Here is a 25,650-nt window from a genome sequence, read left to right on the forward strand (position 1 = left end):
AACTGGTGAAAGAGTATAAAGGAAAGACAGGAAGCACAGCGAGAACTATGCGGACCCTTTTTATATCTGCCGTTCGCCCCTGCGGTCAAAAATGTCAGTACTGGGTGATAGGTTACGATGGATTTTTAAACCAATTGGAGCAGCAGGTGCCCCATCGGCGTCCAGGTAGCACCCCAAGTAAGCAGGCCTTCCGGGTTGGATTATGCTGCACCAAAGACAGCCCGCTGTGGCCGCCTGTTTGCCCCCGTGTGGCTTTAGGCGGCGGGGGTGGCACAGTAACACCTGCAGGCAGAGCCATGCACAATGTCAGGGCTTTGTGAAGGAGCCGGGGGAACTATCCTCCGGGCATTGGCTCATAAATTGATCTCTTTCAACTGCCGGTTTTAGGGGTGAACCATGGGGTCGAAAACGATGCTGGTTAAAGGCAGGTGGTCGCTTCGCGCCCACCTGCCGCCTCACACCGCCCCGCAATGCGGGTCGGGGACGTTCCGCCGGGTACACCTAAATAGGGTGTTGGTCACCTCCTGGGTGGTCAAAACCCTCTCAAACCTGCCGCTTGCCCTAGAAAACAAAGGTCTTTCGGAGGTACACCTGTTAGGTGGTTCCGGAGCTTTTTGGATAAGGAGGATCTGCTATGACTGAAGAAATCAAAACCCGCATCCCGCTTTGGCTCTATCCCAGCACCATAGAGGGTATGGATGCGATCCTGGCAAAGAATAACTGCAAAAGCCGCAGTGAATTTATTGAAAAAGCGATCCATTTTTACAGCGGATATATTTCCGCAGGAGACGGTATGAAGTATCTGCCGACCGCCATTACCTCGGCTATGTCGGGCATTGTCAGCTCATCGGAAAACCGTATGGCACGGCTGATCTTCAAGCTGGCGGTTGAAATGTCCATGATGATGAATATCCTCGCAACCACTGCGGACTTAGATGAAAACACCTTGCATCGGTTGCGGGGCAAATGCGTAAATGACGTGAAAAAATCGGTCGGCTCTGTTACCTTCGAGGATGTCGTAAAATTCCAGAAGGGTGATTGACCATGCCAAGGATTATCTTCAAATGCAGCTACATCAAAAATAATCCGGAGCATGTAAAGAACCTAATCGAGTATGTAGGAACGCGGGAAGGCGTGGAAAAGCTCCCACAGTTCAAACGGGACCAACCCGCTACCTCAAAGCAAATAGAGCGTATCGAGGATATACTTACCTGCTTCCCTGATTCCAAAAGCCTGTTTGAATATGAGGACTATAAAAATAAGCCGACTCCCGAAAATGCATCGGCGTTTATTACCGCCGCCATTGACCATAACCTGGATCAGCTGACACACCAAGAGGTCTATGTCAACTACATTGCCACCCGTCCCCGGGCCGAAAAGCTGGGCGGCCACGGCCTGTTTACAGATGAGGATGGGCCGCTGGCGCTGTCTCAGGTAGCCGAAAGAGTGGCGGAGCATACCGGAAACATCTGGACACCCATCATTTCCATGCGGCGAGAGAACGCGGCCCGGCTGGGATACGATAACGCCTCCGCATGGATAGCTCTCCTCCGTCAACAACGCAATATATTTGCCGAGCAGATGAAAATCGCACCGGAAAACCTCCGCTGGTATGCCGCCTTTCATGACGGTGCAGCGACACGTTGTCGCAAATAAACTTGAAGCGGGACTTACCCTGTGACAAGGCAAAAGTGACGGGGAAACAGTTTGTTTTCCTAACTGGTATTTTGAAGAGTGGAATGAGAGGGTAACGCCTTGAAACGCTCTCCCTGAATTGCGGCAAAAGGAATGGTGCGCAACCGCCAACCCTGATGCAGCCCGCTGAAGTCGGCTGAATGCACTCGCTGTGTACGTTATTGGAAACAAGACGATACGGCAAAAGCGAGCCAGAGGTGGCCGCGAGTGTTAGGCCGGGGGTCTATAAAATATCTATGGTGAGAATGCGGTCATGACCCGCTGACAAATGCCCGGATGTACGAGTCTAAAGGAAGAAGTTGTAGAAAATGCGACTGCTGTGAAAACAGCGCGTGTGGGGTAAAGTAAAAATCGTTGTTATGAAATACCCTGCGGTGTTACAGGCGCCGCCCAGCACGCAGGCTCATAGGGCAGCCTAAGGATATATGCAAAGATAGAAATACCGGAACGTGGTAAGGTTCGGAACGTGGAGCGGTTGCACGCTATGAAGCGTTGATTGGGAAAGCGGTCTCCAAAGACTGTATAACCAACCTTAATCCGGCTGAAAGCGCAGCCACAGTACCGATGAAGCCATAGAAATATGGTGGAGGGATAGGCTGTAGTCATTGGCATATTGTAAACATTTATCATTCTAAGCAAACACTCATAGGTTCGAGTAAGACTAAGAAAGGCCGAAATCATTAGAAAGTAGGTCGACTATGGCAACAAAAGGCAAGGTAAGAAAGCGTTCAAATCTGCGCCATGCGGAATATTACGATTTTCAGATGATTCAGGATGAACTGTATGCGGAGAGTTTAGGCGGCAAAGTCTTCAAAAATCTCGTTTCCATCATAACGCTGCCGGAAAATATAAAACTCGCATATCGTAACATCAAGAAAAATCATGGCAGTATGACTGCTGGCACAGACGGAAGAAACATCAAAAATTTAGAAAAGCTCTCTGATGAAAAGCTCATATCAATCGTTCAGCAAAAATTCGCATGGTATGTACCGCAATTCATAAGGCGTGTGGAGATTCCCAAAAGCAACGGAAAAATAAGACCGCTCGGCATCCCGACGATTTTGGACAGGCTGATACAGCAATGTATATTACAGGTGATGGAGCCTATCTGCGAAGCTAAGTTTCACGAGCACAGCTATGGCTTTCGTCCAAATCGCAACCAAGGCCATGCCATTGCGGAAGTAAACAGGAAAATGCAGATGCATGGTCTGCACTATGTTGTGGACATTGACATCAAGGGATTCTTTGATAATGTCAGTCACGGAAAATTGCTAAAACAGCTATGGACGCTCGGAATACGCGACAAAAAGCTGCTCAGTATTCTTTCGGCTATGCTTAAAGCAGAAGTGGCCGGAATCGGGTTCCCCGAAGCCGGTGTTCCACAGGGCGGTATCATCAGTCCGCTGTTATCGAACGTAGTGCTCAATGAATTTGACTGGTGGATTGCCAGCCAATGGGAAGAAATCCCCACGCGACACGCATATACGCGGTATGCAAAATCAAATGGCCTTCTCGACCACGGCAGCAAGTTTCGTTTTCTGCGTCAAACCAATCTGAAAGAATGCTGGTCAGTAAGATTTGCTGATGACTTCAAAATCTTTGCGCGGAGTTATCAGGATGCAGTCAAGCTGTTCCATGCGGTGAAAGGTTGGCTGAAAGACCGTCTCGGACTGGAAATCAGTCCTGAAAAATCCAAAGTCGTAAATCTCAAAGAAGAGTATTCTGAATTTCTTGGATTTAAGATGAGAGTAATCAAACGGGGCAAGCAGAAAAACGGAAAACCCAAATATGTGGTCGAAAGTCACATCAGAGAGAAGTCCCAGGAACTCATTGTTAAAAATCTTCGGAAACTGATTCATGATATGGAATTTCCAAGTCAGGGGTCAAGAAGTGAATATGCAGCGCTGTCGAGGTACAACTCCTATGTCTTAGGCATTCATAATTACTACAGCCTTGCGACGCGCATCTCCGAAGACTGTGCGAAAATTGCCTTTCGAATCCAAAAGAGCCTTGAAGTGAGGTTGCGAGGGCGAATCAAATCTGCCAAGCAAATGAAAAAGCGAAATATTCCATGTAAAACCCCACTATACATTCAGGAAAGGTATGGGACAAGCCAGCAACTGCGATTTGTGGATAAATGTGCGCTCATTCCTATGGGATACGCTCAGCACCGCGTCGCTATCAGCAGAAAACGCAGCATTAACGCATATACGCCGGATGGAAGAAGTGAAATCCACAAGCAGCTACAAAATATTAATATGGATACACTTCACTATTTGATGAGAAATCCGGTCATAAACCGGTCGGTCGAGTATAACGACAACCGGCTGTCACTGTATGCTGCGCAGTCAGGTAAGTGTGCGATCACAGGAGAAATTCTGGATAGGCACAACATCCACTGCCACCACAAAGTTCCACGATATATGGGTGGCAATGATACTTACCAAAACTTGATGTTGGTCACTGAAACTGTTCACCGTCTCATTCACGCCCAAAACGCGATTACCATTCAAAAATACATGGACATGATTCATCTAACCAAAAAGCAGACTGATAAGCTCAATCACCTCAGAAACCTTGCAAATGTTGAGAGTTGCTTAAATGTAACACAATAATGTCAATGATGGAAAGCCGTGTGAGCCGAAAGGTTCATGCACGGTTTGGGACGGGGGAAAATCTGAAGATAACATCAAAGGATTACCTATCGTCATAGAGCCATCACCCGCACTGCCATATGATCATTTACTCGACCGATCCCCGCAAGGGATACGTTACAAAGTCCGCGATTGAAAACATGCGGAGCAGTCTGGCACGGGAAATTTTTCGGCAGGACTTACTTCAAATTTACTCAGAGCAGACGATCCAGCGCAACACGCTGACAGAGCAGAGCCGGAATACCCTGCGGGAGCATTTGGAGCAGATGCGTACAGGAACCTATAGGAACACGGTGATTGAGGATCTGATGTCCAGGCTAGCGGAGAAACTGAAGCATACCACAGGAAAAAAGCAATATGGCTACCTGCAGATCCCGCTGAAAGAGCTGGTCAATAAGATTGTGGATGAGCTGGCAAAGGATGAGCGAGTCGCGGCAGCTTATGCTAAGTGGTATGAGCTGCGAAATGAAGTTCTCCGCACCTACAAGGACAAGTTGCCAGGGCCGATCCCGCTCTCACAGCAGAAGGAATTCAAGCAAATCAAAAACATCGTGATTGCCGAGGCAATAGACCTCGGCAATCATCGTCTCACTTTTGAAGGGGATGAAAATGCCGAGCCAACCCATGAGGAAGAAACCGCCGGCGGAGATGACACACCGGGTCCGCCCATGGCAGAGCCGGAAGTTGTACTGCATGAGGTGGTGGAAGATCAGGATTACAACTTTTATGATACCCCAAGCCCTACACCCGCATCGGATTCTGGTGACGAAGAACCTGGCAAACTGCATATTGCTTGGAACGACCGATATAAAGAGGCCCGAACACTTCTCTATGGCAACGATGATATGGAGCCGAACTTCGAGCAAGCCCTACAGCTGTTTTCGGAGGAAGCCGAGGACGGCAATGCTCTCGCCATGCACGACCTTGGCCGGATGTATATGGACGGGTTGGGTGTGGAGATGGATACAGATGCAGCCTCTTGCTGGTATGAAAAAACTCTATCGGCCTTTATGGATATCGAAACAGAAAAAGAAAACCGGTACATAGAATACCGCATCGGCAAAATGTATGCGGCTGGACTTGGCACTGCACAGGACTATGAGGAAGCGGCCGGCTGGTTTAATACGGCTGTTTTACAAAATCACAAATATGCGCAGTATTCGCTTGCCGGACTTTACTACCGGGGGCAGGGTGCTGCGCAGGATTTTTACACCGCCTTCGAGTTGTACCGCCGAGCCGCAAGGCAGCAGGTACCTTATGCCGATTACGAGCTGGCGAAAATGTACCGGGATGGGGTTGGTACCGAAAGGAATGCTGAGGAAGCGGAGCTGCATTTTGAAGAAGCCTTTTACGGATTTAGGAAGCTGGAAGAACAAAACCACGACGATAAGCTCCAATACCGTCTGGGACAGATGCTCTACACCGGTACCGGGACGGAGAAGGATGTGGAAGCAGCCATCGGCTATTTTGAAAAATCGGCACGACTCGGCAATGTTCATGCACAGTACATGCTTGGGAGGATTTATCTCGACGCAGACAGCGGTCATGAAAACGTCCTGCAGGCTATCCTGTGGTTGACAAAGGCTGCGGATAATGGCAACGATCTGGCGCAATACGCCCTCGGCAAGCTATACCGGGACGGAAATCATGTAGAAATGGATATACAGAAAGCCATTTCTCTGTTTACCCTTTCAGCCGAACAGGACAATTCCTACGCGGCATATGCCCTTGGTAAGCTGTATCTTACCGGAGTCGAGGTTCCCAAGGATATCGACTCCGCTATTAAATGGCTGACGCTGTCCGCTGAGCTTGGAAACCAATTTGCTCAATATACGCTGGCGAAGCTGTACCTTGCCGGCGAGGATGTAGTAAGTGACATCCCAAAAGTATTGGAGTTGTTCCTAAAATCGGCGGAGCAAGGCAATCAGTACGCCCAATATCAGCTGGGCCGGTTCTACCTGAAGGGCGAACATATTCCCAAGGATGCGAAGGCCGCCATTAAATGGTTAACCGCCTCCGCAGAACAAGACAATCAATACGCACAATACCAGCTAGGCAAGCTCTACCTGTTGGGCAAGGATGTTTCCCCTGATCGGGAAACTGCAGTCCACTGGCTTACGCACTCCGCCGAACAAGGCAATATCTATGCGCAGTTTTTTCTTGATCATCTGGACTCATTCCGTGATCCTTCCCTTCTTCTTGCGGCTACAAGGCTTCTGCATCATTTAAGCCGGATTTTCCATGAAGAAGAACGTAGGCTTCCTGGTGGACCGAGTATACAAGTTGAGAGCAAGCTGCGGCGGAAGATCAGGGAGAAAAAGCTTGCCCAAGGCCATGCTCCGGACGATCATGAACAGAAGATCACCACTTATTAAAGCAAAGGAGGGCTCCCATGAAGAAAAGATATCTTAGTCGGCAGGAAAGGAAAATGCCGCCTGATGAGAAAGCCAATCGTCTTACATTTACACCACCCGCTAGGCAGCGGGTGGCTTTTTTTCGCCGTTGCGGAAAACGCAGGTATTGATGAAAGGGGTGCTAAGGAATGGCATATGTTCATTTTACCGACGAAGAAAAACAGCGCGCCAACTCCGTCGACCTAGTGGATTTTCTTAAACGCCAGGGGGAGCAGCTCATCCGCTCCGGCCCGGAGTGGCGCTGGAAACGTCATGATAGCGTGACCATCCGCGGTAGCGAGTGGTTCCGCCACAGCCGGAAGGAAGGCGGTCGCGCTATTGATTTTGTTCAGGGGTTCTATAACTTGAGTTTTCCTGAAGCAGTACAATGGTTACTTGGTGGTGAAGCCGGTGTGGAATGGAACCAGACCTCCAAAAGCTCACCGGCACCTAAAAGGGAATTCGCGCTGCCGGGAGTCAATTCTGATATGCGCCGGGTCTTTGCCTATCTTATCAAGCAGCGGTTCATTGACCGAGATGTGATTACGCATTTCGCCCATGAAAAACTCATTTATGAGGATAAGGAATACCACAACGCCGTATTCGTAGGTTTGGACGAAAATGGTACCGCCCGGCATGCCCATAAACGCGGTACCTATACCCAAGGCGAAGCTTACAAGGGCAATGTGGAGGGCAGTGATCCGAGGTACAGCTTTCACTGGATCGGCAGGAGCAGTAAGCTGTATGTTTTTGAGGCCCCTGTGGATATGCTGTCTTTCATCACGCTCCACCGGCCGGGCTGGAAAGAACACAGCTATGTCACGCTGGACGGGGTATCAGAACATGCTATGCTTCAGCAGCTCCGGCAAAATTCCCACTTAAAGGACGTTATTCTCTGCCTGGACCATGATGAGGCGGGAATCGAAGCCAACGGAAGGCTGAAGGACATGCTTGCGGAGGATGGGTACACAAACACGGCGGTCAGGCAATCCATCTATAAGGACTGGAACGAGGACTTAAAAGCCAAACACGGTATGGAGCCGATTCCTGCCGAAGAACATCCTAAGCTGATACTCCTTCCGCAGGTGTGCGCCGTTTTGCCCGATTTGTGCTCGGCCCTTGGAACGCACAGGGATATCCGCACATTCCTGATCGATTGCTTTCAGAGATTGGAGTCTCTCGTAAATTCTCGAAAAACCGCACCGGAGAACACTGACACCGTTAAAGAATGTCTGGAGTGCATGGCGGCAGGTTCGCTGTTTTTGGCTAAGGAGTTATGCCGGCAGATGGGGCGTCCTGTGACTGCAGAACAGCTCGTTCAAAAACTGCAATCCAGCTACCGCCCCCATGTGGACAGGGGTTGGCTGCGCACCCGGATGGAGGATATACGACGGGATCTAACAGATATAGACCGTATCACACATAAGCCCGGAATCCGGGGGGTGGAAGACCAGAGGTACCTTGGCAGTTCCTATCTTCGCCTTGCTTTGGACTGTGTTAGGACGAGGATGTTCATTGAACTGGGGCCACAGGTTATGCTGCCGAAACAAGACCAAACCCGAAATTTGACCATGACAATGTAAGGAGGGAGCACCGTGCAGGCATCCCAAATCATTACGCTGGTCGCCGTGGCGCTGACCATGTTCGGCGTGATCGGCTTTTTATCCTTGCTGGCCCACTATTACACACTCAACGGTATAAAGTCCAAAACCGTAGGTGACGGGCAACACGGAACAGCTCGCTGGGCATCAAAGGGAGAAATCAAAACCACCTATACGGAAGTCCGGTTCGAACCGGAAAAATGGCGTAAGGGAGAGAATCTCCCTACTGCCCAGGGTCTGGTTGTTGGCTGGCGAAGGGCCTCACTGTTCGATCACACAGCGCCCCATGGCTATGCCCTGGTGGATGACGATGACATCCATTGTCTGATGATCGGCGCGGCTGGCGTCGGCAAGACTGCCAATTTTCTCTACCCCAACCTGGAATATACCTGCGCCTGCGGTATGAGTTTTATCACGACGGATACCAAAGGTGATCTCTACCGCAATTACGGTAGCATCGCCAAGGAGTTCTATGGCTACCAGGTAGCCGTCATTGACCTGAGAAACCCCACCCGCTCGGACGGCAATAACCTTCTCCATCTCGTCAACCGGTACATGGATTTGTATCTTGCCAATCCTCAGAATCTGGCGTACAAAGCCGGAGCAGAAAAATACGCCAAGATCACCGCCAAAACCATCATCAACTCCGGAGGCTTTGATGTGGCGTCTGCAGGGCAAAACGCCTTCTTCTACGATGCGGCAGAGGGGCTTCTGACCTCTGTCATCCTTTTGATTGCTGAATACTGCGAACCAAAGCAGCGGCACATTGTGTCTGTGTTCAAGCTCATTCAGGATCTGCTGGCACCCAGCGGCGTTAAGGGACGCACCCTGTTCCAGCTCCTTCTGGCTCACCTGCCGGACGAACACAAAACCAAATGGTTTGCAGGCGCGGCTCTCAATTCCGCGGAACAGGCCATGCAGAGCGTCCTCTCTACCGCCCTTTCAAGGCTCAACGCCTTTCTGGACTCCGAACTGGAGCAGGTGCTGTGTTTTGATACGGCTATCGACGCTGAAAGGTTTTGCACAGAAAAAAGCGCTATTTTTTTAGTTATGCCGGAAGAAGATAACACGAAGTATTTCATCATCAGTCTGATCGTTCAGCAGCTCTACAGGGAAATCCTCTCGGTGGCCGACGAGTATGGCGGCAGGCTCCCCAACCGGGTGATGATGTTCCTTGATGAAATCGGCACCATTCCTAAGATTGAATCCGCTGAAATGATGTTTTCCGCCAGCCGCTCAAGACGTATGTCCATCGTTGCCATCATCCAGAGCTTTGCACAGTTAGAGAAAAACTACGGACGCGAGGGTTCCGCAATCATCATCGACAACTGCCAGGATACAGTGTTCGGCGGCTTTGCACCCAACAGTGAATCGGCACAAATATTGTCGAAGGCCCTCGGCAGTAAGACGGTTATGAGCGGCTCTGTCAGCCGCGGGAAGAACGATCCCAGCCAATCCCTGCAGATGATCGAACGGCCACTGATGACCCCCGACGAGCTGAAATCCATGCCCAAGGGCCATTTTATCGTGACTAAAACCGGGGCCTATCCAATGCGGACACGGCTAAAGCTCTTCCTTACATGGGGGATCGTCTTCGGCAAGCCCTATGAGATTGCGGAGCAATCCGCCAGAAGAGTGGAGTACGCCGACCGGTTCACCCTGGAGGAAGAAATCATCCGGCGCCACGCCGCCTGTGTTGACGTGCCGAAAGAGCCAAAAGCTCCCGAGTCCGGATCAGGTGGAATGCTTCATACGCCGGGACCAGCAATCAATCTTGATCCGTTTGTTCAAAAGCAGGAGTCCACAAGGAGGTGACGCTATGGGGTACTTTACCTCCCTTTATTCCTCCGAACTGCCGCACCGCGCAAGGTCCGTCTATATGTATCTTTCCGACCGCTCCGATAAGGAAGGCAAATGCTATCCGGCGATTGGTACCATCGCCAGGGAGCTGAAGCTGTCCCGGAGCACCGTCAAGCGCGCCATTGCTGACCTGGAGAAGAACGGATATCTTCGAAAGGAGCAGCGGTGGCGCGAAAACGGTGGAAAGAGCAGTAATATGTACTATGTGAAGCGGCCAGATTCCGGGTAGGCGGGTATAAAATACAGACCTTCCCGTCAAGGGGAAGGTCTGACTTGTAAGTGAACTAAGGAAGGGTTCACGGTGAACCGTGAAGGTGAACCGCTCACTTTACGATATTTTATCAGCAGAAAAAGAATAATAAAAGGTAGATTATTAGAGATTAGCTTTTTCCCTAATGGAGGCCACCTCTGTAATATTTAGATGGATGGAGATGCTCTCCTCTTTTTCTGCCTGATTACACACCCCAATCATATCGAAATCAGGAATACAAAGGTCACTCTGCATACGTTGGTAAAGGCAATAGAGTGGGGATTGTTTTTTATTAAAATAATCTAAGTCAATACACAAGCAGAAAGCATATTGACGAAGATCGATATGAAGCATATACTATAACATATCGATAAAAATAGATGTGATGTGAAATTTATCGGAACCAATTATAAATAATCGACTATGAGAGAAATTGCAATAATTGAAGGTTTTGGAAAATAGAAATTACTTGCGCCCTGTTTAATTTTGCTGCGTCGTTATATAAAAATAAATAATACAAGGAGTTGGTTCATGGTGTTAAGGAGTAATGGTTCAACAAGCTGCGACTGTGGCCCTAGTTGCTGTGATGCCTCAAAAGATGTCAAAATGGGAAAAAGACGCATCATAATAGATTTTTTGTTTCTTGATGTAAGTGTCTGTACACGCTGCCAGGAAACAGATACAAGCCTTGATGAAGCTCTTTCAGAAGTATCAGCGGTTCTCAAGGCAACGGCTGTTGAAGTGGTTGTAAATAAAATCAATGTAATTACTGAAGAGCTCGCTAAACAATATAAGTTCGTCAGTTCCCCTACCATTCGAGTGAACGGTCATGATATTCAAATGGAGGTCAAAGAGAGTTTATGCGAATCTTGCGGCGATTTATGCGGCGAAGAAGTTGACTGCCGGGTTTGGGTATATCAAGGAAAGAACTATACGGTTCCACCAAAAGCAATGATCATTGAAGCAATATTAAAAGAAGTGTATGGAGGAGACAGCAAGGAGCAAGAAGTAGTGAAGGAGTACTCTCTTCCAGATAACTTGAAAAAATTCTATGAAGCAATGAAGAATAAATAGAAATTTATAACCGATACGGAAGTGGCTGTCGCTTGGCTGACCGTATCAGCGGAGCAGAGCAATCAGTATGCACAATATGCTCTCGGCATTGATGAAAAAGTTGTATCGTATAGGAAGGTTTAAAACCTAAAGATATTGTCAAGATAATAGGAAACGCAAAGTAGAGGTTTGTGTCATCACTAGGGCTGCTATTTTTATTACTAAGACTGATCAAAAATCGCCCTTATTGAATTAGGGAATATCCTGACATGACAGGTTTTTCCCTGATTGTTAAATGAAGAAAAGTCCGTTAAAATACCCTTGTGATATTGGCACGAAACAAAGAAAGAACCTTTTCGGACCCGGAAAGCTTTTCGATGTTGGAAAGGCCTTAGGATGGGGAATTAAGGAGTTCAAAGCTGAACCGAATGGGGAAAATGCTGTGAAAAATGAAATGAAAGATAAGCTGCAAGATCAAAATGACAATGTAGCGAGCTGAAAAACAGGATGATCGGCCCGAGCCTCGTAGCTAACTACTGGGTTCGGGTTCTTTACTACACGGAGATAATTGTGACCCTGTTTGGTATCCTATCATTACAAATAGTTAAGGCCTAAAAAGAATGATATACTTGTTGTGAAAGTTATTATGAAGAAGGAAAATATCTTTATAAAGACTTGGCTAAAGCCTGTTCTAGAAAGAAGGTTGGTACCGGTGAATAAATGCAGATCCGGTTTCTATGTCAAGCTCGTTATTCTACTCGTCTTTTCGATGCTGATTCTATCCGGTTGTCAAGGAACGGCGAATTTACCCCAAGTGAGTATCAAGCCGTCGGATCATTCCCAAACGAATCCACAACCGCTTGAGAATAAGGATGTCTTGAAGGTGGGGATATCCTCCGTCCTCTCGCCGAGAGAAACGGTTGAAAATTATCAACCCTTTGCGGATTATCTCCAAAAGAAGATTGGACGTACGGTTCAACTGGTGCAGCGTCAGACGTATCAAGAAATTAATGAATTAGTCAAGAACCAAGAGGTAGATGTTGCTTTCATTTGTTCGGGTGCTTATGTTGTCGGGGAAAAGGATAATCTGGAGTTGCTCGCAGTCCCGGAAGTAAACGGTAAATCGACCTATCAATCGTATATTATTGTGAATGCCAACAGCTCGATCCAGCAAATTATGGATTTAAAAGGTCAAGTTTTTGGTTTTACTGATCCGATTTCATTTTCCGGGACCATTGCACCCACTTATATGGTTACTCAGCTTAAAACAACGCCTAAGGATTTTTTTGGCCGGGTTGTTTATACCTACAGTCATGATAATTCGATTAAAGCCGTTTTAGATAATGTCGTAAGCGCGGCAGGGGTGGATTCCTTAGTCTATCAGTATGCCGTGAGCAAGGATCCAACGCTTAAGAACAAATTGAGGATTATCGTTGAGTCACCGGAAGTGGGGAGTCCTCCTGTTGTCGTGAATCATCAAATTGACCCCAATCTTAAAACAGCCTTACAGGAAGCCTTACTCCAGATGGATAGTGATCCAATCGGGCGGAAGGCTTTAAAAGCACTGCTATATGATCGGTTCGTTCTCCCCAACCCTAAGGCTTATGAGCCGATTGAAACAATGGTTAATGCCATTCCTGCCCTTGCTCAACAGGAGCCGAAAGGATAAGTTGATTTATGAAACAACGAATGACTCAACGAGTAATTCAATTTTTGATGAAAATAAAAATTCAATATAAAATCCTTGGTTTAGTGGTTGGGGTTGTTGTGCTTTTAACAACTATGATGGTTTGGCAAATGGGAAATGTTTTAACGACGAATCTGCGGGATCAACTGGATAAACGGGCCGTTTCAATTGGGAGTGATGTAGCTGCCCGGGCGACCAACGATTTGCTCATTAATAATACGTATTCGGTCTATGAGATGATTAAAGAAACTGTTAAAAACAATCAGGACGTTCAGTATATTTTTATTGTTGATCCTCAGGGAAATGTTCTGGCCCATACTTTTGGGGAGGCTTTTCCGGCAGAACTACTGAAAGCCAACCCCGTGGATTTACAAGAGAGATATCACCTAACGGCTTTTCAGACAGAAGTAGGGGTTATTCGGGATGTCGCGGTTCCTATTCTTAACGGAAAGTTAGGGATAGCCCGGGTGGGGATGGAAGAGGCTGGGCTGCGCAAGGCCGTTTTATCGATGGTTTGGAGTTTCCTGGCCATTGCTTTATTTGTGTCGGCTGTAGGTATTATGGCAGCGGTTATTTTAACACGGGTTTTAACCCATCCAATTCATAACTTGGTTTCTCTCACTCAAAAGGTTGCCCAGGGCGATTTAAAGGTTCAAGGTATTGTGCATTCGGTAGATGAAATCGGCGTTTTGACGAAAGCCTTTAATCAGATGACGACAAGCTTAAGTGAAAACGACCAAGAACGTGAGGAACTTCTCCAACAGCTTAGAGAAAAAGAGGAGATGCGGGTTCAACTTCTGGAAAAAGTGATGACAGCACAGGAAGAAGAGCGAAAGCGAATCTCCCGTGAACTTCACGATGAAACGAGTCAGGCACTGACATCGTTAATGGTCAGTTTAAAAGTGCTTGAATCCGAGGCTACTTTGCGGTCAGTAGGTGAGCGGCTTCAAGAGATGCGGCAAGTGGTTTCTCAGACGCTGGAGGAGGTTCATCATCTGGCCCGTGAGCTTCGACCGAGTATTTTAGATGATATGGGTCTTGTTCCGGCACTTGAACGCTATATCCGGGATTATGCCCAGAAGTACGGGACTGAGGTGGATTTCCATACAACCGGTTTTGAGGGGCAGAGAGTTTCAGGCCCTGCTGAGGTCGCTCTCTACCGGATGATTCAAGAAGCTCTAACCAATGCAGCCAAATACGCGAAGGCTCAATCGATTTCCGTCCTCTTAAACTGGAGAGAAAACTGGGTTACGGCCATTATCGAAGATGATGGGGTTGGGTTTGATCCGGGAAATGTGACATCGAGTCCCAGTCATGGATTAGGGCTTTTCGGCATGCAAGAACGAGCGTCCTTATTAGGAGGCTCTCTAAAAATAGAATCGCAGCCCGGCACAGGAACCACGGTTTTTATCAAGATCCCTGTCAAGGCCGACCTTGCTGAGTAGCGGAAAGGGGGTATGAGAATGGATAAAAAATTGAGAATCCTTTTAGCAGATGATCATGCGGTGCTTCGGGCTGGCTTAAAGGTTCTTCTCAATGCCGAGCCGGATTTTCAAGTGATTGGAGAAGCGGCTGACGGAGAGGAAGCAATCGCCCAAGTGGAGGCACTGCGACCGGACCTGCTGCTTCTGGATTTGACGATGCCGAAGTTAAACGGAGTGGAGTGCATTGAAACACTTGTTAAGAAACATCCGGATCTGAAGATTTTAGTACTCACGATGCACGACGATGAAGAATACCTTAAGGCGGTGCTCAGAGTTGGGGCAAAAGGGTATGTCTTAAAAAAGGCCGCAGATGTCGAACTTCTATCCGCCATTCGTACCGTCGCTCGTGGCGAGATGTTTATTTACCCTACGATGGCAGCCGCTATTATGTATCGCCAGCTAGTCGGCCCGGCTGAACCGAAAAGGAAAGATAAGAAGCTCAAGCAGCTGAGTGAACGGGAGGAAGAGGTTTTGCGGTATCTAGCTTTGGGGCATACCAATCAGGAAATCGCCGACTTGCTTCATGTGAGTGTTAAAACGGTCGAAACGTATAAAGCCCGTCTTATGGAAAAGCTTGAAATGCGCAAGCGTGCTGATTTGGTACGCTATGCGATAGATCATGGAATTATCGAATAAGTGCAATGTCTTGTTCGAGTCAGGAAAAAGCGCTTAATATCAGGGAAATACCTGACATTAAGCGCTTTTTTTTATCGGGAGAAGGGGAACTTTTTATAGGAGTTTACCTGCTACATAACTCTGCAGAAGAATTTAGAATAAGGGTTGATGAGAACATTCATCAGCCTCCGAGTTCATTTCAACGACATGTAGAAATGAACCGATAGGGTGCAAAATCAAGGTTTTGTGCCTGCCCGTATTTGGCGAAGGTGGCGAAAAAACATAAGGAGTTGAGAAAATGGGAAAACGGTATGCTATGGTGATTGACCTACGCAGATGCGTAGGCTGTCACGCCTGCCAAGTGGCTTGTAAGAGCGAGAATAATGTACCCCTTGGCGTCTTCCGTAACTGGGTTGATGAGCTTGAGACCGGCAAATTCCCCAATGTCTCCCGCCATCGTCTGCCCCGCCTCTGTAACCACTGTGAGAACCCGTCCTGTGTGAAGGTTTGTCCGGTGAATGCCACAACACAAAAAGAGGACGGAACGGTGGTTATTGACTACAGTCGTTGCATCGGGTGCAAATACTGTATCGCAGCCTGCCCTTATGATGCAAGGTTTATCAATCCTGAGAGAAAAACAGCTGAAAAATGTGACTACTGCTATGCCCGGGTAGAAGCAGGGTTGCTTCCTGCCTGTGTCAATACGTGCATCGGTGGGGCTCGTGTTTTCGGTGACTTAAATGACCCAACCAGTGAGGTTGCCAAATTAGTCGCTACCCAGCCGGTGAAAGTCTTAAAACCGGAAACCAACAACGCTCCTCAGACCTATTACATTGGGGCCGATGAAAAAGCGATTCGTCCTAACTATACTGAGATAGTGGGAGGTAAGAGATAATGCCTACTATTCATTTGTTCCAGATAACCCATGAGATGCCTTGGGGCTTACTGATCGCCATGTACCTTTTCTACACGGGAATTAGTGCCGGTGCGGTACTAGTTACGAGTTTAGGACCTGTCTTTGGGGTCAAGGAGCTCAAGAAAACGGCTCAAGTCGGTGCCATCATTGGACTCTCCTTACTCATCATTGCTCCGATTCATTTGATCTTCGACTTGGAGCAGCCGCAACGTTTTATTAGTCTCTTGTTTAATTTCCATGCGACTTCGCCTATGTCCTACGGAGTCTTTATTCTCCTTCTTTATGGAATCGCGTTACTCTTCTATCTTTTGAACTTGAAGCAAGGGAATGAAAAGAATATCAAAACCTTTGGTATGGCTTCTTTCGTATTAGCTTTAGGCTTAGAAGCGTACACCGGTTTCCTCATTGGTAACGTCCAGGCTCACGCCCTTTGGAATACCGCATTAATGCCTGTGATCTTTCTTTTCTCTGCTCTCGCTTCAGGGACAGCAATGGTTCTTATTGTTCTGAATTTCTATGAAAAAACGTCAGGAAGTTCCTTGGCGAATGAACGACAAACCTTAGCCCAATTTTTCAAGTGGTTTACTCTTGCAGACTTTTTACTGATGGTTATCCTTGTCATTGTTCTTCTTAACGGAAACGATGCTCAATATGCCAATGCATACTATCTCCTTCACCAAGAAGGTCTTACATTTATTGGCTTAGAAAACGGGATCGGTCTACTTTTACCGTTTGTTCTTCTCTCACTTGGTTCTTCAAAAAAGTCCTTTGTCAATGTATCGGCCGTTTTAGTCATTTTAAGTGCTTTGGTTATGAGAATTACCTTTGTCGTCGGAGGTCAAACACTCCCCATGACGGGCAATTCGCTGATGGAATACTCCCTTAAGTCCAGCCACCTTATTATTGCGATTGTTTTGGCAATTGTGGGACTTGGCGCGATGGGTATACTTCTTAAAACCTTCGTCGCAAATAAGCAATCGACCATCTCGAATACCAAGAAGGGGGTTGTTTCTCAATGATTGTTACACGCCGTAAGTTCTTACAGGGAGCTGCTGCTTTAGGTACCTCCTTAGCCGTTGCTCCATTGGCCTTTGCCAAGTCGGATTCGGATATTCCCAGTTGGAAACAAGGTTCCCCAGTAAGTGATACGTTAGATACCGATTCCGGTGTTCAATTAGTCTATTCTACGTGTTTAGGCTGCCGCAGCGACTGTAGTCTTCGCGCTAAGATTAAAGACGGTGTCCTCTTAAAGCTTGATGGTAATCCCTATAGCCAGATGACCCTGGATAATCCATTGCCCTATGCTGCCGATCCTCAAGAAGCTCGTAAAGCTGCCGGTAAGCTATGCTCCAGAGGTCAAGCGGGTTTACAGCTTTTATATGATCCTTTACGAGTTCAACAACCCCTTAAAAGAGTTGGTAAACGCGGCGAAAACAAATGGCAAGCCATCAGTTGGGAACAAGCCTACAAAGAGATCATTGAGGGCGGAGACCTTTTTGGTGAAGGGAACGTTGAAGGGTTAAAAGCGGTTCGCGATTTGGAAACTCCCATTGACCCGGCAGCCCCTGAACTTGGGCCGAAGGCAAACCAATTTATTTTCTTAGCGGGTCGGATTGAAAATGCAAGGGCTGATTTTTCCAAACGATTTGTCAATAATGGTCTTGGTTCGATAAACTGGTTTGATCACACCACTGCGTGTGAACAGAGTCATCATATTTCATCTGCTCAAACCTTTGCCGGGAAAAATAACTTAAAACCGGACTTCGAAAACGCAAAATATATTGTAAACTTCGGTGCCAACTACGGAGAAGCCAATTTCCCGATGAACGGACTTAGCCGAAAGTTAGCTAACTTTCGTGCCAAAGGCGGAAAGCTGGTCACTGTTGATCCTCGTTTCTCTGTCTCAGCATCCCAATCGGATGTTTGGGTGCCCATTCTTCCTGGCGCGGATGCGGCCTTAGCTCTAGGTATGGTTCAATGGATCATTGATAACAAGCGCTATGATAAACCCTTCTTGGAAGCACCTTCTAAAGATGCCGCCGCCAAAAAAGGTGAAAGCAGCTGGACCGATGCGACGTACCTGATCCGCGAAGATAATGGAAAGTTCTTACGCGGGGATGAGCCTGGCCTCGGCGGGACGAAAGAGGATTATGTCATTTTGGTGGGCGGAACACCGACACTCGCGGGGAAGGCTGATGCTGGGGACCTGCTTGGTGAAGTGGCTGTCAATGGCCTCGCTTGTAAAACGGTCTTCCAGAGACTCAGTGAACGTGCCAAGGAAAAATCCCTTGAAGAATACGCTAAACTCTGCGGAATTCCCAAAGAACAGCTCATTCAAGTTGCGGATGAATTTAGTTCTTATGGAAAATTAGCTGTGGCCGACTATTATCGCGGACCGGTCCAGCATACCAATGGCTTCCAGAATGGTCGGGCAATTTGCATCCTCAATCTCCTTGTAGGGAATATTGATCATAAAGGAGGGTATCAGGTTGGCGGAAGCAACGTAAGTTACGCCGGAGATAAAGGACCTTATACCATCTCTAAACTTAACCCTGGTTCGGTCGCACCGAAAGGGATTCGCATCTCCCGGGAGCAGGCAAAGTATGAAGACAGCTCGGAATTCAAGGCTAAGGGTTACCCGGCTAAACGTCCTTGGTTCCCCCTGACGAGCAATGTTTATCAAGAAGTTATTGCAGGAATCGCGGATGGATATCCCTATCCCTGTAAGATCCTTTGGCTGCATATGGGTACGCCGCTCTATACTGTACCGGCCATTAAAGAAGCTTTGACACCGGCACTCAAGGATACGAAAAAAGTTCCACTCTTTATCTCGACAGATATTGTCATCGGCGATACCACGATGTATGCAGACTATGTCCTGCCCGATGTTACCTATCTGGAACAGTGGTGTGTTACAGGGGCTGCTCCGACAATCTTGGGTACATCGACTTCGGTTCGTCAGCCTTTGACCAAGGTTTTCCCGAACGCGAAATCAGTAGAGAACATGATGATCGATATTGGAAAAATCATGGGTCTTTCCAACTTTGGGGATAACGGATTCGGCCCAGGAATGCCTCTCAATAAGGAAGAGGACTGGTATCTGAAATTAGTGGCTAATCTTGCTAACACTTACGCTAAGATTCCGGGTGCAAGTGAAGCCGAACAAATTAAATACATTCTGGACCGTGGTGGAATATTTGCTCCAGATGGGGCCTACGACGGTTCGCTGATGAAAAACAAGATTGGAAATCTTTGTAGCCTTTATGCAGAGAAAGTTGCCACAACGAAAGATTCGATGACGGGCCAAAACTTTGATGGGCTACCGCTTTATCAACCGATCATGAATGCCAAAGATGAAGAGATTAAAGATGATGACTATCCGTTTATTGCTACGACGTACAAGACTGCTTTCCATACTCAAAGTCGTACTGTAAGTGCTCCCTGGCTGATGGAAATTCTTCCTGAGAATTTCATTGAAATGAATGACGAGGATGGCACCAAACTTGGACTGAACAATGGAGATACGGTGAAGGTGAGCGGCCCAACGAGTAAAGAGGGAGTCCTGGGCAAAGTCCTCCTTCGCCCAGGAATTCGCCCAGGGGTCATCAGCGCTTGTGTGGGATTTGGTCACTGGCATTACGGCGCTGCGGATACCATCATCGATGGCAAAACGGTAGCCGGCGATAAGACTCGTGGTAAAGGAGTTAATATCAACTACGCGATGCGTCTTGATGAGTCCATCGGGAACGTTTGCCTGGAAGATAAGATCGGCGGGAGCTGTTCCTTCTATGATTCCCGAGTTAAGGTTGAAAAGGTATAATCAACGTCAAAGGATAATGATACCGAAATAAGTAAACCCCATAAATTGCACCCCATTATTTGCAAGGGATCCAATAAGTCAATTAAGATGGTGCAGAGAGGGCTCTGCACCATCATTGCATCTAAGTGGAAAAGGGAGATTTTGTGTTATTAATGGTATTGCGGGATACTATCGTTATAGATATAAATCGGGGAGGGTCCCAGTATGGAGCATGAAAATACGGAGCAAACATCTTTGCCGGGAATTAAAGAAGCGGAGACTTCTCGTGCAGTCCTCTATAATCTCTTCGCCACACTTCTCGCTCGTAAGACAGATGATACTTGGCTAAATCCTCATTTTCAAAAGCAACTTCAGTTCGGACTTCCTGATTCCGAAGGGAAAACAGAGGTTTTAAGCGCCCTGGAAAGGGCTCGAAAGGATTTGGGCTATTATCAGGAGCTTCAACTCGATTATGATCGATTGTTTATCGTACCCGGACCGAATCTGACCTTTCCCTATGAATCGTGCTACATCTGTCGGAATATCGACGGAACGTTTGGCCGGCTCTGGCAGGAACCGGCTCAGGATATGCAACGAATTCTTAAGGAGTGGGAGATTGAATTCGCTGAGGGTTGGGATCTAATTCCGGATCATATAGCTGTTGAGCTATTCTTTATGTCTGAGCTTTGTCAAAGACGTGCGAATGCTAAGGGACCGGATGATGGAGCGGCTATCAGGAATTGGCAGGTAAACTTTTTCCGTAAGCATTTGTCGCCTTGGGTTTTTGAATTTCTTAATAGTCTGGAAGAGAAGGCTGAAACGGCTTTTTATCGAGGTGGAGCGAGACTTCTGTATGAGTTTCTGACAGAGGAAAAGATAGATCTTGTTTTGGATGAAGAAGAATAGTTAATCCGAAGAATGTCCATTTAGAAGGTATACAGCAGTGGGATGTTAAGCTTTCTTGGTGTAGTGAACGTTGCTCGGAAAGGGATGCTAACCAAGCAATATATAGAAAAGTTAAAGATGACAGTGGTCGTGAGTATGTCTATCTTTTGGATGAAGCAAGCGGGAGTCATGTAAGTTATATCTTATTTTGTCATAACTTATAACTATAATTGTCGTAAAATATCATAACCGTTTGTCATAGAAGCTACTAATCCCATAACGATGAGTCACTCACCGTTATGTTTTTTTTATTAAATAACTATTTTATGGAATTACTAATTTAAAAATGATTGCTGTTGACATTATGAAAACCTGTATGAACCAAGAACGATCTAGATTAAAGTAGTAAATTAGGCTATTATTAGCCTGATGGGAGGTGGAATGATGTCCAATAAGCTTTTTACACGCAGGGAGGCAATCTGGATTGGGACCCTTAGCCTGTTACAGGTGGGTATTCTTACTTCTACTTCTGTAGGCTGGTGGGACCTTAAGCCTAAAAAAAGTCAAACTGAAATAAGCTTTACAGATCTGAAAGAACCCCCGAAAAGCCAATCGCATAGTGAACAGGCACTTCTTCGTATCGCCGTTGCATCAGTTATTTCCCCCATGGAAAATGTGGATCTTTACGGGGATTTATTAAATTTGCTCGGTGAACGGCTTGATATGCAGGCGCAAATGGTCCAACGAGGAAATTATTCGGATACTAACCTTCTCATTGAGAATGGGGATGTTCAAGTTGCATTTATATGCTCTGGTGCCTTACTTGGTAAAGAGAAGGCCGAACAAGCCGAACGAATCTTGGTTGCCCCGGAGATTGCAGGGTCATCCAAGTATAGATCCTATATTATTGTTCCTTCCCATTCGCAGGCTCATTTTTTAAAGGATTTACGTGGACAGACCTTTGCTTATACTGATCCACTCTCTTTCTCTGGCCGCATCGCTCCTCAATATATGATAAAAAAGGCCGGATTCAATCCTACTACCTTTTTTAATAATACAATTTACACTTACAGCCATGATAATTCTATAAAAGCTGTTGCCGAAGGACTTGTTCAAGGGGCTGCGGTAGACAGCTTAATATATGACCTTACCATGTCTCGACGGCCGGAACTTTTGGACAAAATAAAGATTATCGACCAGTCAGAGGAAGTAGGCAATCCTCCCGTTGTGGTTTCCTCTCAAATCGATCCAGAGCTGCGGGCTCGTATCAAAAACGTCCTCCTCACCTTGCACTTAGATGATGAAGGACGTAAAGCCTTAAGACTCCTTCAATTTGACCGGTTTGTTCACGCAGATTTAGATCTTTATGATCAGGTCTGGGAAATGTCCCGTGAAGTGGGGGGAGGTTAATGGTCATTATTAAGAAATTATTTTATTGGCCCCAGTCTGCCCCCATTAAAATAAAGATTATGGGCATTGTTATGCTTTTTGTCTCTTTATTGGGATTGATCGTAATAATGGAAACTCGCTCACATATGCAGCAGATTTTGAGAGAGCAGTTAGAGCAAAGGGGACGTGCCATTGCCAGTGATGTAGCAGCAAGAAGCGCTAATCCCTTGTTGGTAGGGGATTCCTTTAGCCTATATGAAATCGTTCAAGGACTTTCATCCCATTATGAAGATGTCCGATATCTTATGATCTTTGATAAGAATGGTGAGCTTTTGACGGATACTTTTGGCGATGGTATCCCTAGTGGGCTCACTAATTTAAGATCTATTCCAGCTAACCTTTCTTATGATGACACCTTCTCCTTTAACTCAGATGAGGGAGAAATTATCGATGTTCTTGTCCCTATCGCTGAGGGAAAAGTAGGTTGGCTGCGGCTTGGTATGTCAGAAATCAGCATTTATAGCAGTATTGATCAATTATCTCAGCTGCTCCTTATTACGACCGTCATTATTTCGCTATTAGGAATCTTAGGTGCAATTCTTATCTCTCATTTAGTGACAAAACCGATTCGCGATCTGGCCACCGCTAGCCAGGGAATTGCCTTAGGTGACTACAGCTTACGTGTATCCACTTATGGTGCCGATGAAATAGCCGATTTAGGACACAATTTCAACGCAATGGCCTCCAGCATACAAACTTACGCCAAGGAAAGGGAAGCTTTGGTAGAGGAGCTACAAGCCAAGGAGATTGTCCGCCAAGAATTGCTCAAGAAGGTCATTTCTGCCCAAGAGGATGAGCGTAAGCGCATTTCTCGGGAGCTACATGATGAAACCAGCCAAAGTCTAACCTCTTTGATTCTTGGCCTAAAATATCTCAGTGAACTAGAGGAACCAGTCAAAAATACAGCAATGGCTTCTGAACTTAAGGATCTGGCTTCCTCAACCTTAAAGGAAGTCCACCGCATTGCTGTGGAACTTCGTCCAACAGTCCTTGATGATATGGGCTTGATTCCAGCCATTGAACGATTTGTAAACTTTTTCAAAAGTCAATACCGCATAGATGTGGATTTCCACGTCCAAAATCGCATTGAAAGCCGTTTACCTAACGAAATCGAAATCACTCTTTATCGGATTGTTCAGGAAGCCCTCACAAATGTGGCCAAGTATGCGGAAGCTCAAAACGCAAGTGTTGTCTTGGAGATCAAGCCTGAATATGTAAATCTCATAGTGGAAGATGATGGAAGAGGCTTTGATATAGATCTTGACTATAAGTCTTCGGCCAGCGATAATCATCTGGGAATTGCCGGCATGCAGGAACGAACTTCACTCTTAGGAGGTGAGTTCACCATCGAGTCCTCCCCAGGTCAAGGAACTACGGTGTATACCCGTATACCTATGGAAAGGAGATAGATAGATGACTCGTCAAATCAGACTATTCCTAGTAGATGATCACTCTGTTTTGCGTAGCGGACTGAAGATGATTCTTAATTCCCAAAAGGATATGGTGGTCATCGGAGAAGCAGAATCCGGTTCAGATGCCATCGCTAAGATCAAGCAAATCAATCCAGATATAGTTTTATTGGATATTTCCATGCCTAAGATGAGCGGCTTAGAAGCTTTAGAGAAGTTATCAAAAGTTAGCTCGGCAAAGATTTTGATGCTCACCATGCATGCTGATGAAAAGTATCTGCAGGAAGCTTTAAAAGCTGGAGCCAGTGGCTATGTGCTTAAGCAGGCCGCTGATACTGAATTACTTCAAGCCATACGAGATATCGCCCAAGGCGAGATCTACCTGGACTCTAATTTGGCACAGAACCTGGTAAAGTCTATTTATAGCCCCCGGAAAGAAAGCAACAGCTCGGATTCAAATCTGACTGAACGTGAAAAAGAAGTCTTGCGCTATATCGCTTTAGGCTATACTAATAAGGAGATTGGGGAATCTCTATTAGTCAGTGTTAAAACTGTAGAAACGCATAAAGCCCGCATCATGGAAAAACTTCAATGTCACAAACGATCCGATCTAGTCCGCTATGCTCTTGAACACGGGTATATTTCCACCTAAATATTAAGATTTTAGTAAAAATTATTAAAATAATTTTGGTTTAACGAGTAGGGGTTTTCCCCTATTCGTTTTTTTGTATCCTTAATCTAAAGTCCATGAACAGCAGATTTCCATGAATAGTTTTCGGGTTAACTAGCGAACCACACTGTTTTGCAGTCAGGGTATTCCCTGACCCTTCGGGGTTCTTACCGATTTATCTTACTTTTATAATTGATAAAATCAAATATGAAAGTAATCACAAAATATTAAAGGAGGTCACAGTATGGAATTGCATGCACCATGGGACATCCGTGTAACACTGGATTTGTTCCTCGGTGGGTTGGGAGTCGGATTATTCCTCCTCTCAGTCCTGCTCACAGTCTATGACAAAAATCGTTATCACAAACTCGCTGCAATGGGGGCCTACTTGGCACCGGTGCTAGTCGGTGGAGGGGTTCTTTTCCTTCTATCGGAACTTGGTCGACCAGCACGTTTCATTTACACACTTCTTAATTTCAATCCCCAATCTATAACCTCCTGGGGAAGCGTTGTCCAAATGATCTTCGTTGTTCTTTCCCTCATCTACGCCTGGCTTTATTTCAAAAACAATACCTCCGGCTCTCTATTTAAGGGTGTAATGGGATTGGGTGCAGTATTCGCTCTCTTTGTCGGGGGATATCATGGTCTTTTACTTTCATCCCTTGGTCGTCCCCTTTGGGTAGGAGGTATGGTAACCGCTCTTTTCTTAGTTTCCTCTTTATTAGGAGGCACTGCCCTCATGTTGCTTATCAAGGCACTTGGTCTATCCGTTGGAGTTCCCAAAAGCGCCTCCAGCGAAGTCGCTTCTGCATCGGAAGTCAAAGGCTTTAATTTCGGTTTCTTGGTGTGCATTCTCAGTGCACTGCAGCTGGTTCTATTAATAAGCTGGCAGGTCTCTCTGACCAGTAGTGGTTTGGAACCAGCCGCCACTTATAGCAGTCTCATGGACCAATATAGCGGCCTATGGATAGGTTTGGTCCTGATCTGTGGTTTGATTCTTCCCCTTTCCGGCAGCCTCTATTCCTTAATCAAAGATAAGACGGCAGAAATGTCCAAGGGGATGGGCCTCGTGCTTTCAGTCCTTATTATCGTTGGCGGCTTTACCTTCAAGCATCTTGTCCTGTTAACCGGTCAGATTAGGCTGCCTTTCTTCTTCTAAAACCCCTAATCAATAAAACACTTGCATGAATGCAATACCCGTGAGCAATAAGAAAATAATGTGAGGTGGAC

Annotated in this window: 20 protein-coding genes and 2 pseudogenes; all 22 read left to right on the forward strand. The window is 46.6% G+C overall.

Annotated features, from left to right (window positions below):
- The first annotated feature begins 5 nt into the window (after window positions 1-5).
- The 22 genes and pseudogenes from DESLBE_RS19605 to nrfD (DESLBE_RS19705) all read left to right on the forward strand — a co-directional run bounded on the left by DESLBE_RS19605 (window position 6) and on the right by nrfD (DESLBE_RS19705) (window position 25,579).
- Complete coding sequence (locus tag DESLBE_RS19605) at window positions 6-320, forward strand: hypothetical protein (protein WP_144677992.1); 315 nt, start codon at window positions 6-8, stop codon at window positions 318-320.
- Window positions 321-634: 314 nt separating this feature from the next.
- Window positions 635-1,042: a hypothetical protein gene (locus tag DESLBE_RS19610; protein ID WP_144677993.1), complete on the forward strand. Its 408-nt coding sequence runs from the start codon at window positions 635-637 to the stop codon at window positions 1,040-1,042.
- A gap of 2 nt (window positions 1,043-1,044) precedes the next feature.
- A pseudogene (gene mobP3 / locus DESLBE_RS19615) lies at window positions 1,045-1,629 on the forward strand (MobP3 family relaxase); the annotation flags it as partial.
- 764 nt (window positions 1,630-2,393) lie between these two features.
- Entirely contained in the window at window positions 2,394-4,310 is a 1,917-nt protein-coding gene (ltrA, locus tag DESLBE_RS19620) for a group II intron reverse transcriptase/maturase (RefSeq protein ID WP_144677994.1), read from the forward strand.
- 101 nt (window positions 4,311-4,411) lie between these two features.
- Window positions 4,412-6,724 (forward strand): annotated as a pseudogene (gene mobP3 / locus DESLBE_RS19625) (MobP3 family relaxase); the annotation flags it as partial.
- A gap of 17 nt (window positions 6,725-6,741) precedes the next feature.
- Complete coding sequence (locus tag DESLBE_RS27345; RefSeq protein WP_282433890.1) at window positions 6,742-6,873, forward strand: hypothetical protein; 132 nt, start codon at window positions 6,742-6,744, stop codon at window positions 6,871-6,873.
- An 18-nt stretch (window positions 6,874-6,891) separates the two neighbouring features.
- Window positions 6,892-8,325 carry a DUF3991 domain-containing protein gene (locus DESLBE_RS19630; protein ID WP_144677996.1) on the forward strand — a complete coding sequence of 478 codons (1,434 nt, stop codon included), beginning with the start codon at window positions 6,892-6,894 and terminating at the stop codon, window positions 8,323-8,325.
- Between the two features lie 12 nt (window positions 8,326-8,337).
- Window positions 8,338-10,158: a VirD4-like conjugal transfer protein, CD1115 family gene (locus DESLBE_RS19635; RefSeq protein ID WP_144677997.1), complete on the forward strand. Its 1,821-nt coding sequence runs from the start codon at window positions 8,338-8,340 to the stop codon at window positions 10,156-10,158.
- Window positions 10,159-10,162: 4 nt separating this feature from the next.
- On the forward strand, window positions 10,163-10,432 hold the full coding sequence (locus DESLBE_RS19640) for a helix-turn-helix domain-containing protein (protein WP_144677998.1): 270 nt from the start codon (window positions 10,163-10,165) through the stop codon (window positions 10,430-10,432).
- 552 nt (window positions 10,433-10,984) lie between these two features.
- Window positions 10,985-11,527 (forward strand): DUF2703 domain-containing protein, encoded by a 543-nt coding sequence (locus DESLBE_RS19645; protein ID WP_144677999.1) that lies wholly within the window; start codon window positions 10,985-10,987, stop codon window positions 11,525-11,527.
- A 274-nt stretch (window positions 11,528-11,801) separates the two neighbouring features.
- Window positions 11,802-12,005: a twin-arginine translocase TatA/TatE family subunit gene (locus tag DESLBE_RS19650; RefSeq protein ID WP_144678000.1), complete on the forward strand. Its 204-nt coding sequence runs from the start codon at window positions 11,802-11,804 to the stop codon at window positions 12,003-12,005.
- A gap of 213 nt (window positions 12,006-12,218) precedes the next feature.
- Window positions 12,219-13,175 (forward strand): phosphate/phosphite/phosphonate ABC transporter substrate-binding protein, encoded by a 957-nt coding sequence (gene phnD / locus DESLBE_RS19655; RefSeq protein WP_144678001.1) that lies wholly within the window; start codon window positions 12,219-12,221, stop codon window positions 13,173-13,175.
- Window positions 13,176-13,183: 8 nt separating this feature from the next.
- Entirely contained in the window at window positions 13,184-14,638 is a 1,455-nt protein-coding gene (locus DESLBE_RS19660; RefSeq protein WP_144678002.1) for an ATP-binding protein, read from the forward strand.
- A gap of 18 nt (window positions 14,639-14,656) precedes the next feature.
- Entirely contained in the window at window positions 14,657-15,313 is a 657-nt protein-coding gene (locus DESLBE_RS19665; RefSeq protein WP_144678003.1) for a response regulator transcription factor, read from the forward strand.
- Between the two features lie 277 nt (window positions 15,314-15,590).
- Window positions 15,591-16,187 carry a 4Fe-4S dicluster domain-containing protein gene (locus tag DESLBE_RS19670; RefSeq protein ID WP_144678004.1) on the forward strand — a complete coding sequence of 199 codons (597 nt, stop codon included), beginning with the start codon at window positions 15,591-15,593 and terminating at the stop codon, window positions 16,185-16,187.
- Window positions 16,187-17,227, forward strand: a complete 1,041-nt coding sequence (nrfD, locus tag DESLBE_RS19675) for an NrfD/PsrC family molybdoenzyme membrane anchor subunit (protein ID WP_144678005.1) — start codon at window positions 16,187-16,189, stop codon at window positions 17,225-17,227. Before DESLBE_RS19670 ends, nrfD (DESLBE_RS19675) begins: the two co-directional genes overlap by 1 nt.
- Complete coding sequence (locus DESLBE_RS19680; RefSeq protein ID WP_144678006.1) at window positions 17,224-20,028, forward strand: molybdopterin-dependent oxidoreductase; 2,805 nt, start codon at window positions 17,224-17,226, stop codon at window positions 20,026-20,028. Before nrfD (DESLBE_RS19675) ends, DESLBE_RS19680 begins: the two co-directional genes overlap by 4 nt.
- A gap of 204 nt (window positions 20,029-20,232) precedes the next feature.
- Window positions 20,233-20,913, forward strand: a complete 681-nt coding sequence (locus tag DESLBE_RS19685; protein ID WP_144678007.1) for a molecular chaperone TorD family protein — start codon at window positions 20,233-20,235, stop codon at window positions 20,911-20,913.
- A gap of 423 nt (window positions 20,914-21,336) precedes the next feature.
- Entirely contained in the window at window positions 21,337-22,302 is a 966-nt protein-coding gene (gene phnD / locus DESLBE_RS19690) for a phosphate/phosphite/phosphonate ABC transporter substrate-binding protein (RefSeq protein ID WP_144678695.1), read from the forward strand.
- A complete protein-coding gene (locus DESLBE_RS19695; RefSeq protein WP_144678008.1) occupies window positions 22,302-23,750 on the forward strand; it encodes an ATP-binding protein in 1,449 nt (482 codons plus the stop codon). The genes phnD (DESLBE_RS19690) and DESLBE_RS19695 overlap by 1 nt, the downstream gene beginning before the upstream one ends.
- 4 nt (window positions 23,751-23,754) lie before the next feature.
- Window positions 23,755-24,402 carry a response regulator transcription factor gene (locus DESLBE_RS19700; RefSeq protein WP_144678009.1) on the forward strand — a complete coding sequence of 216 codons (648 nt, stop codon included), beginning with the start codon at window positions 23,755-23,757 and terminating at the stop codon, window positions 24,400-24,402.
- A 262-nt stretch (window positions 24,403-24,664) separates the two neighbouring features.
- Entirely contained in the window at window positions 24,665-25,579 is a 915-nt protein-coding gene (gene nrfD, locus DESLBE_RS19705; protein WP_144678010.1) for an NrfD/PsrC family molybdoenzyme membrane anchor subunit, read from the forward strand.
- The last annotated feature ends 71 nt before the right edge of the window (window positions 25,580-25,650 follow it).

The organism is Desulfitobacterium sp. LBE (assembly GCF_007830365.1).
Taxonomy (GTDB): domain Bacteria; phylum Bacillota; class Desulfitobacteriia; order Desulfitobacteriales; family Desulfitobacteriaceae; genus Desulfitobacterium; species Desulfitobacterium hafniense.

Coding starts and splice junctions, on each gene's coding strand:
- DESLBE_RS19610 (WP_144677993.1), top strand. CDS start 635: ATGACTGAAGAAATCAAAACCCGCATCCCGCTTTGGCTCTATCCCAGC.
- ltrA (WP_144677994.1), top strand. CDS start 2,394: ATGGCAACAAAAGGCAAGGTAAGAAAGCGTTCAAATCTGCGCCATGCG.
- DESLBE_RS27345 (WP_282433890.1), top strand. CDS start 6,742: ATGAAGAAAAGATATCTTAGTCGGCAGGAAAGGAAAATGCCGCCTGAT.
- DESLBE_RS19630 (WP_144677996.1), top strand. CDS start 6,892: ATGGCATATGTTCATTTTACCGACGAAGAAAAACAGCGCGCCAACTCC.
- DESLBE_RS19640 (WP_144677998.1), top strand. CDS start 10,163: ATGGGGTACTTTACCTCCCTTTATTCCTCCGAACTGCCGCACCGCGCA.
- DESLBE_RS19645 (WP_144677999.1), top strand. CDS start 10,985: ATGGTGTTAAGGAGTAATGGTTCAACAAGCTGCGACTGTGGCCCTAGT.
- DESLBE_RS19650 (WP_144678000.1), top strand. CDS start 11,802: ATGAAGAAAAGTCCGTTAAAATACCCTTGTGATATTGGCACGAAACAA.
- DESLBE_RS19660 (WP_144678002.1), top strand. CDS start 13,184: ATGAAACAACGAATGACTCAACGAGTAATTCAATTTTTGATGAAAATA.
- DESLBE_RS19665 (WP_144678003.1), top strand. CDS start 14,657: ATGGATAAAAAATTGAGAATCCTTTTAGCAGATGATCATGCGGTGCTT.
- DESLBE_RS19670 (WP_144678004.1), top strand. CDS start 15,591: ATGGGAAAACGGTATGCTATGGTGATTGACCTACGCAGATGCGTAGGC.
- nrfD (WP_144678005.1), top strand. CDS start 16,187: ATGCCTACTATTCATTTGTTCCAGATAACCCATGAGATGCCTTGGGGC.
- DESLBE_RS19680 (WP_144678006.1), top strand. CDS start 17,224: ATGATTGTTACACGCCGTAAGTTCTTACAGGGAGCTGCTGCTTTAGGT.
- DESLBE_RS19685 (WP_144678007.1), top strand. CDS start 20,233: ATGGAGCATGAAAATACGGAGCAAACATCTTTGCCGGGAATTAAAGAA.
- phnD (WP_144678695.1), top strand. CDS start 21,337: ATGTCCAATAAGCTTTTTACACGCAGGGAGGCAATCTGGATTGGGACC.
- DESLBE_RS19695 (WP_144678008.1), top strand. CDS start 22,302: ATGGTCATTATTAAGAAATTATTTTATTGGCCCCAGTCTGCCCCCATT.
- DESLBE_RS19700 (WP_144678009.1), top strand. CDS start 23,755: ATGACTCGTCAAATCAGACTATTCCTAGTAGATGATCACTCTGTTTTG.
- nrfD (WP_144678010.1), top strand. CDS start 24,665: ATGGAATTGCATGCACCATGGGACATCCGTGTAACACTGGATTTGTTC.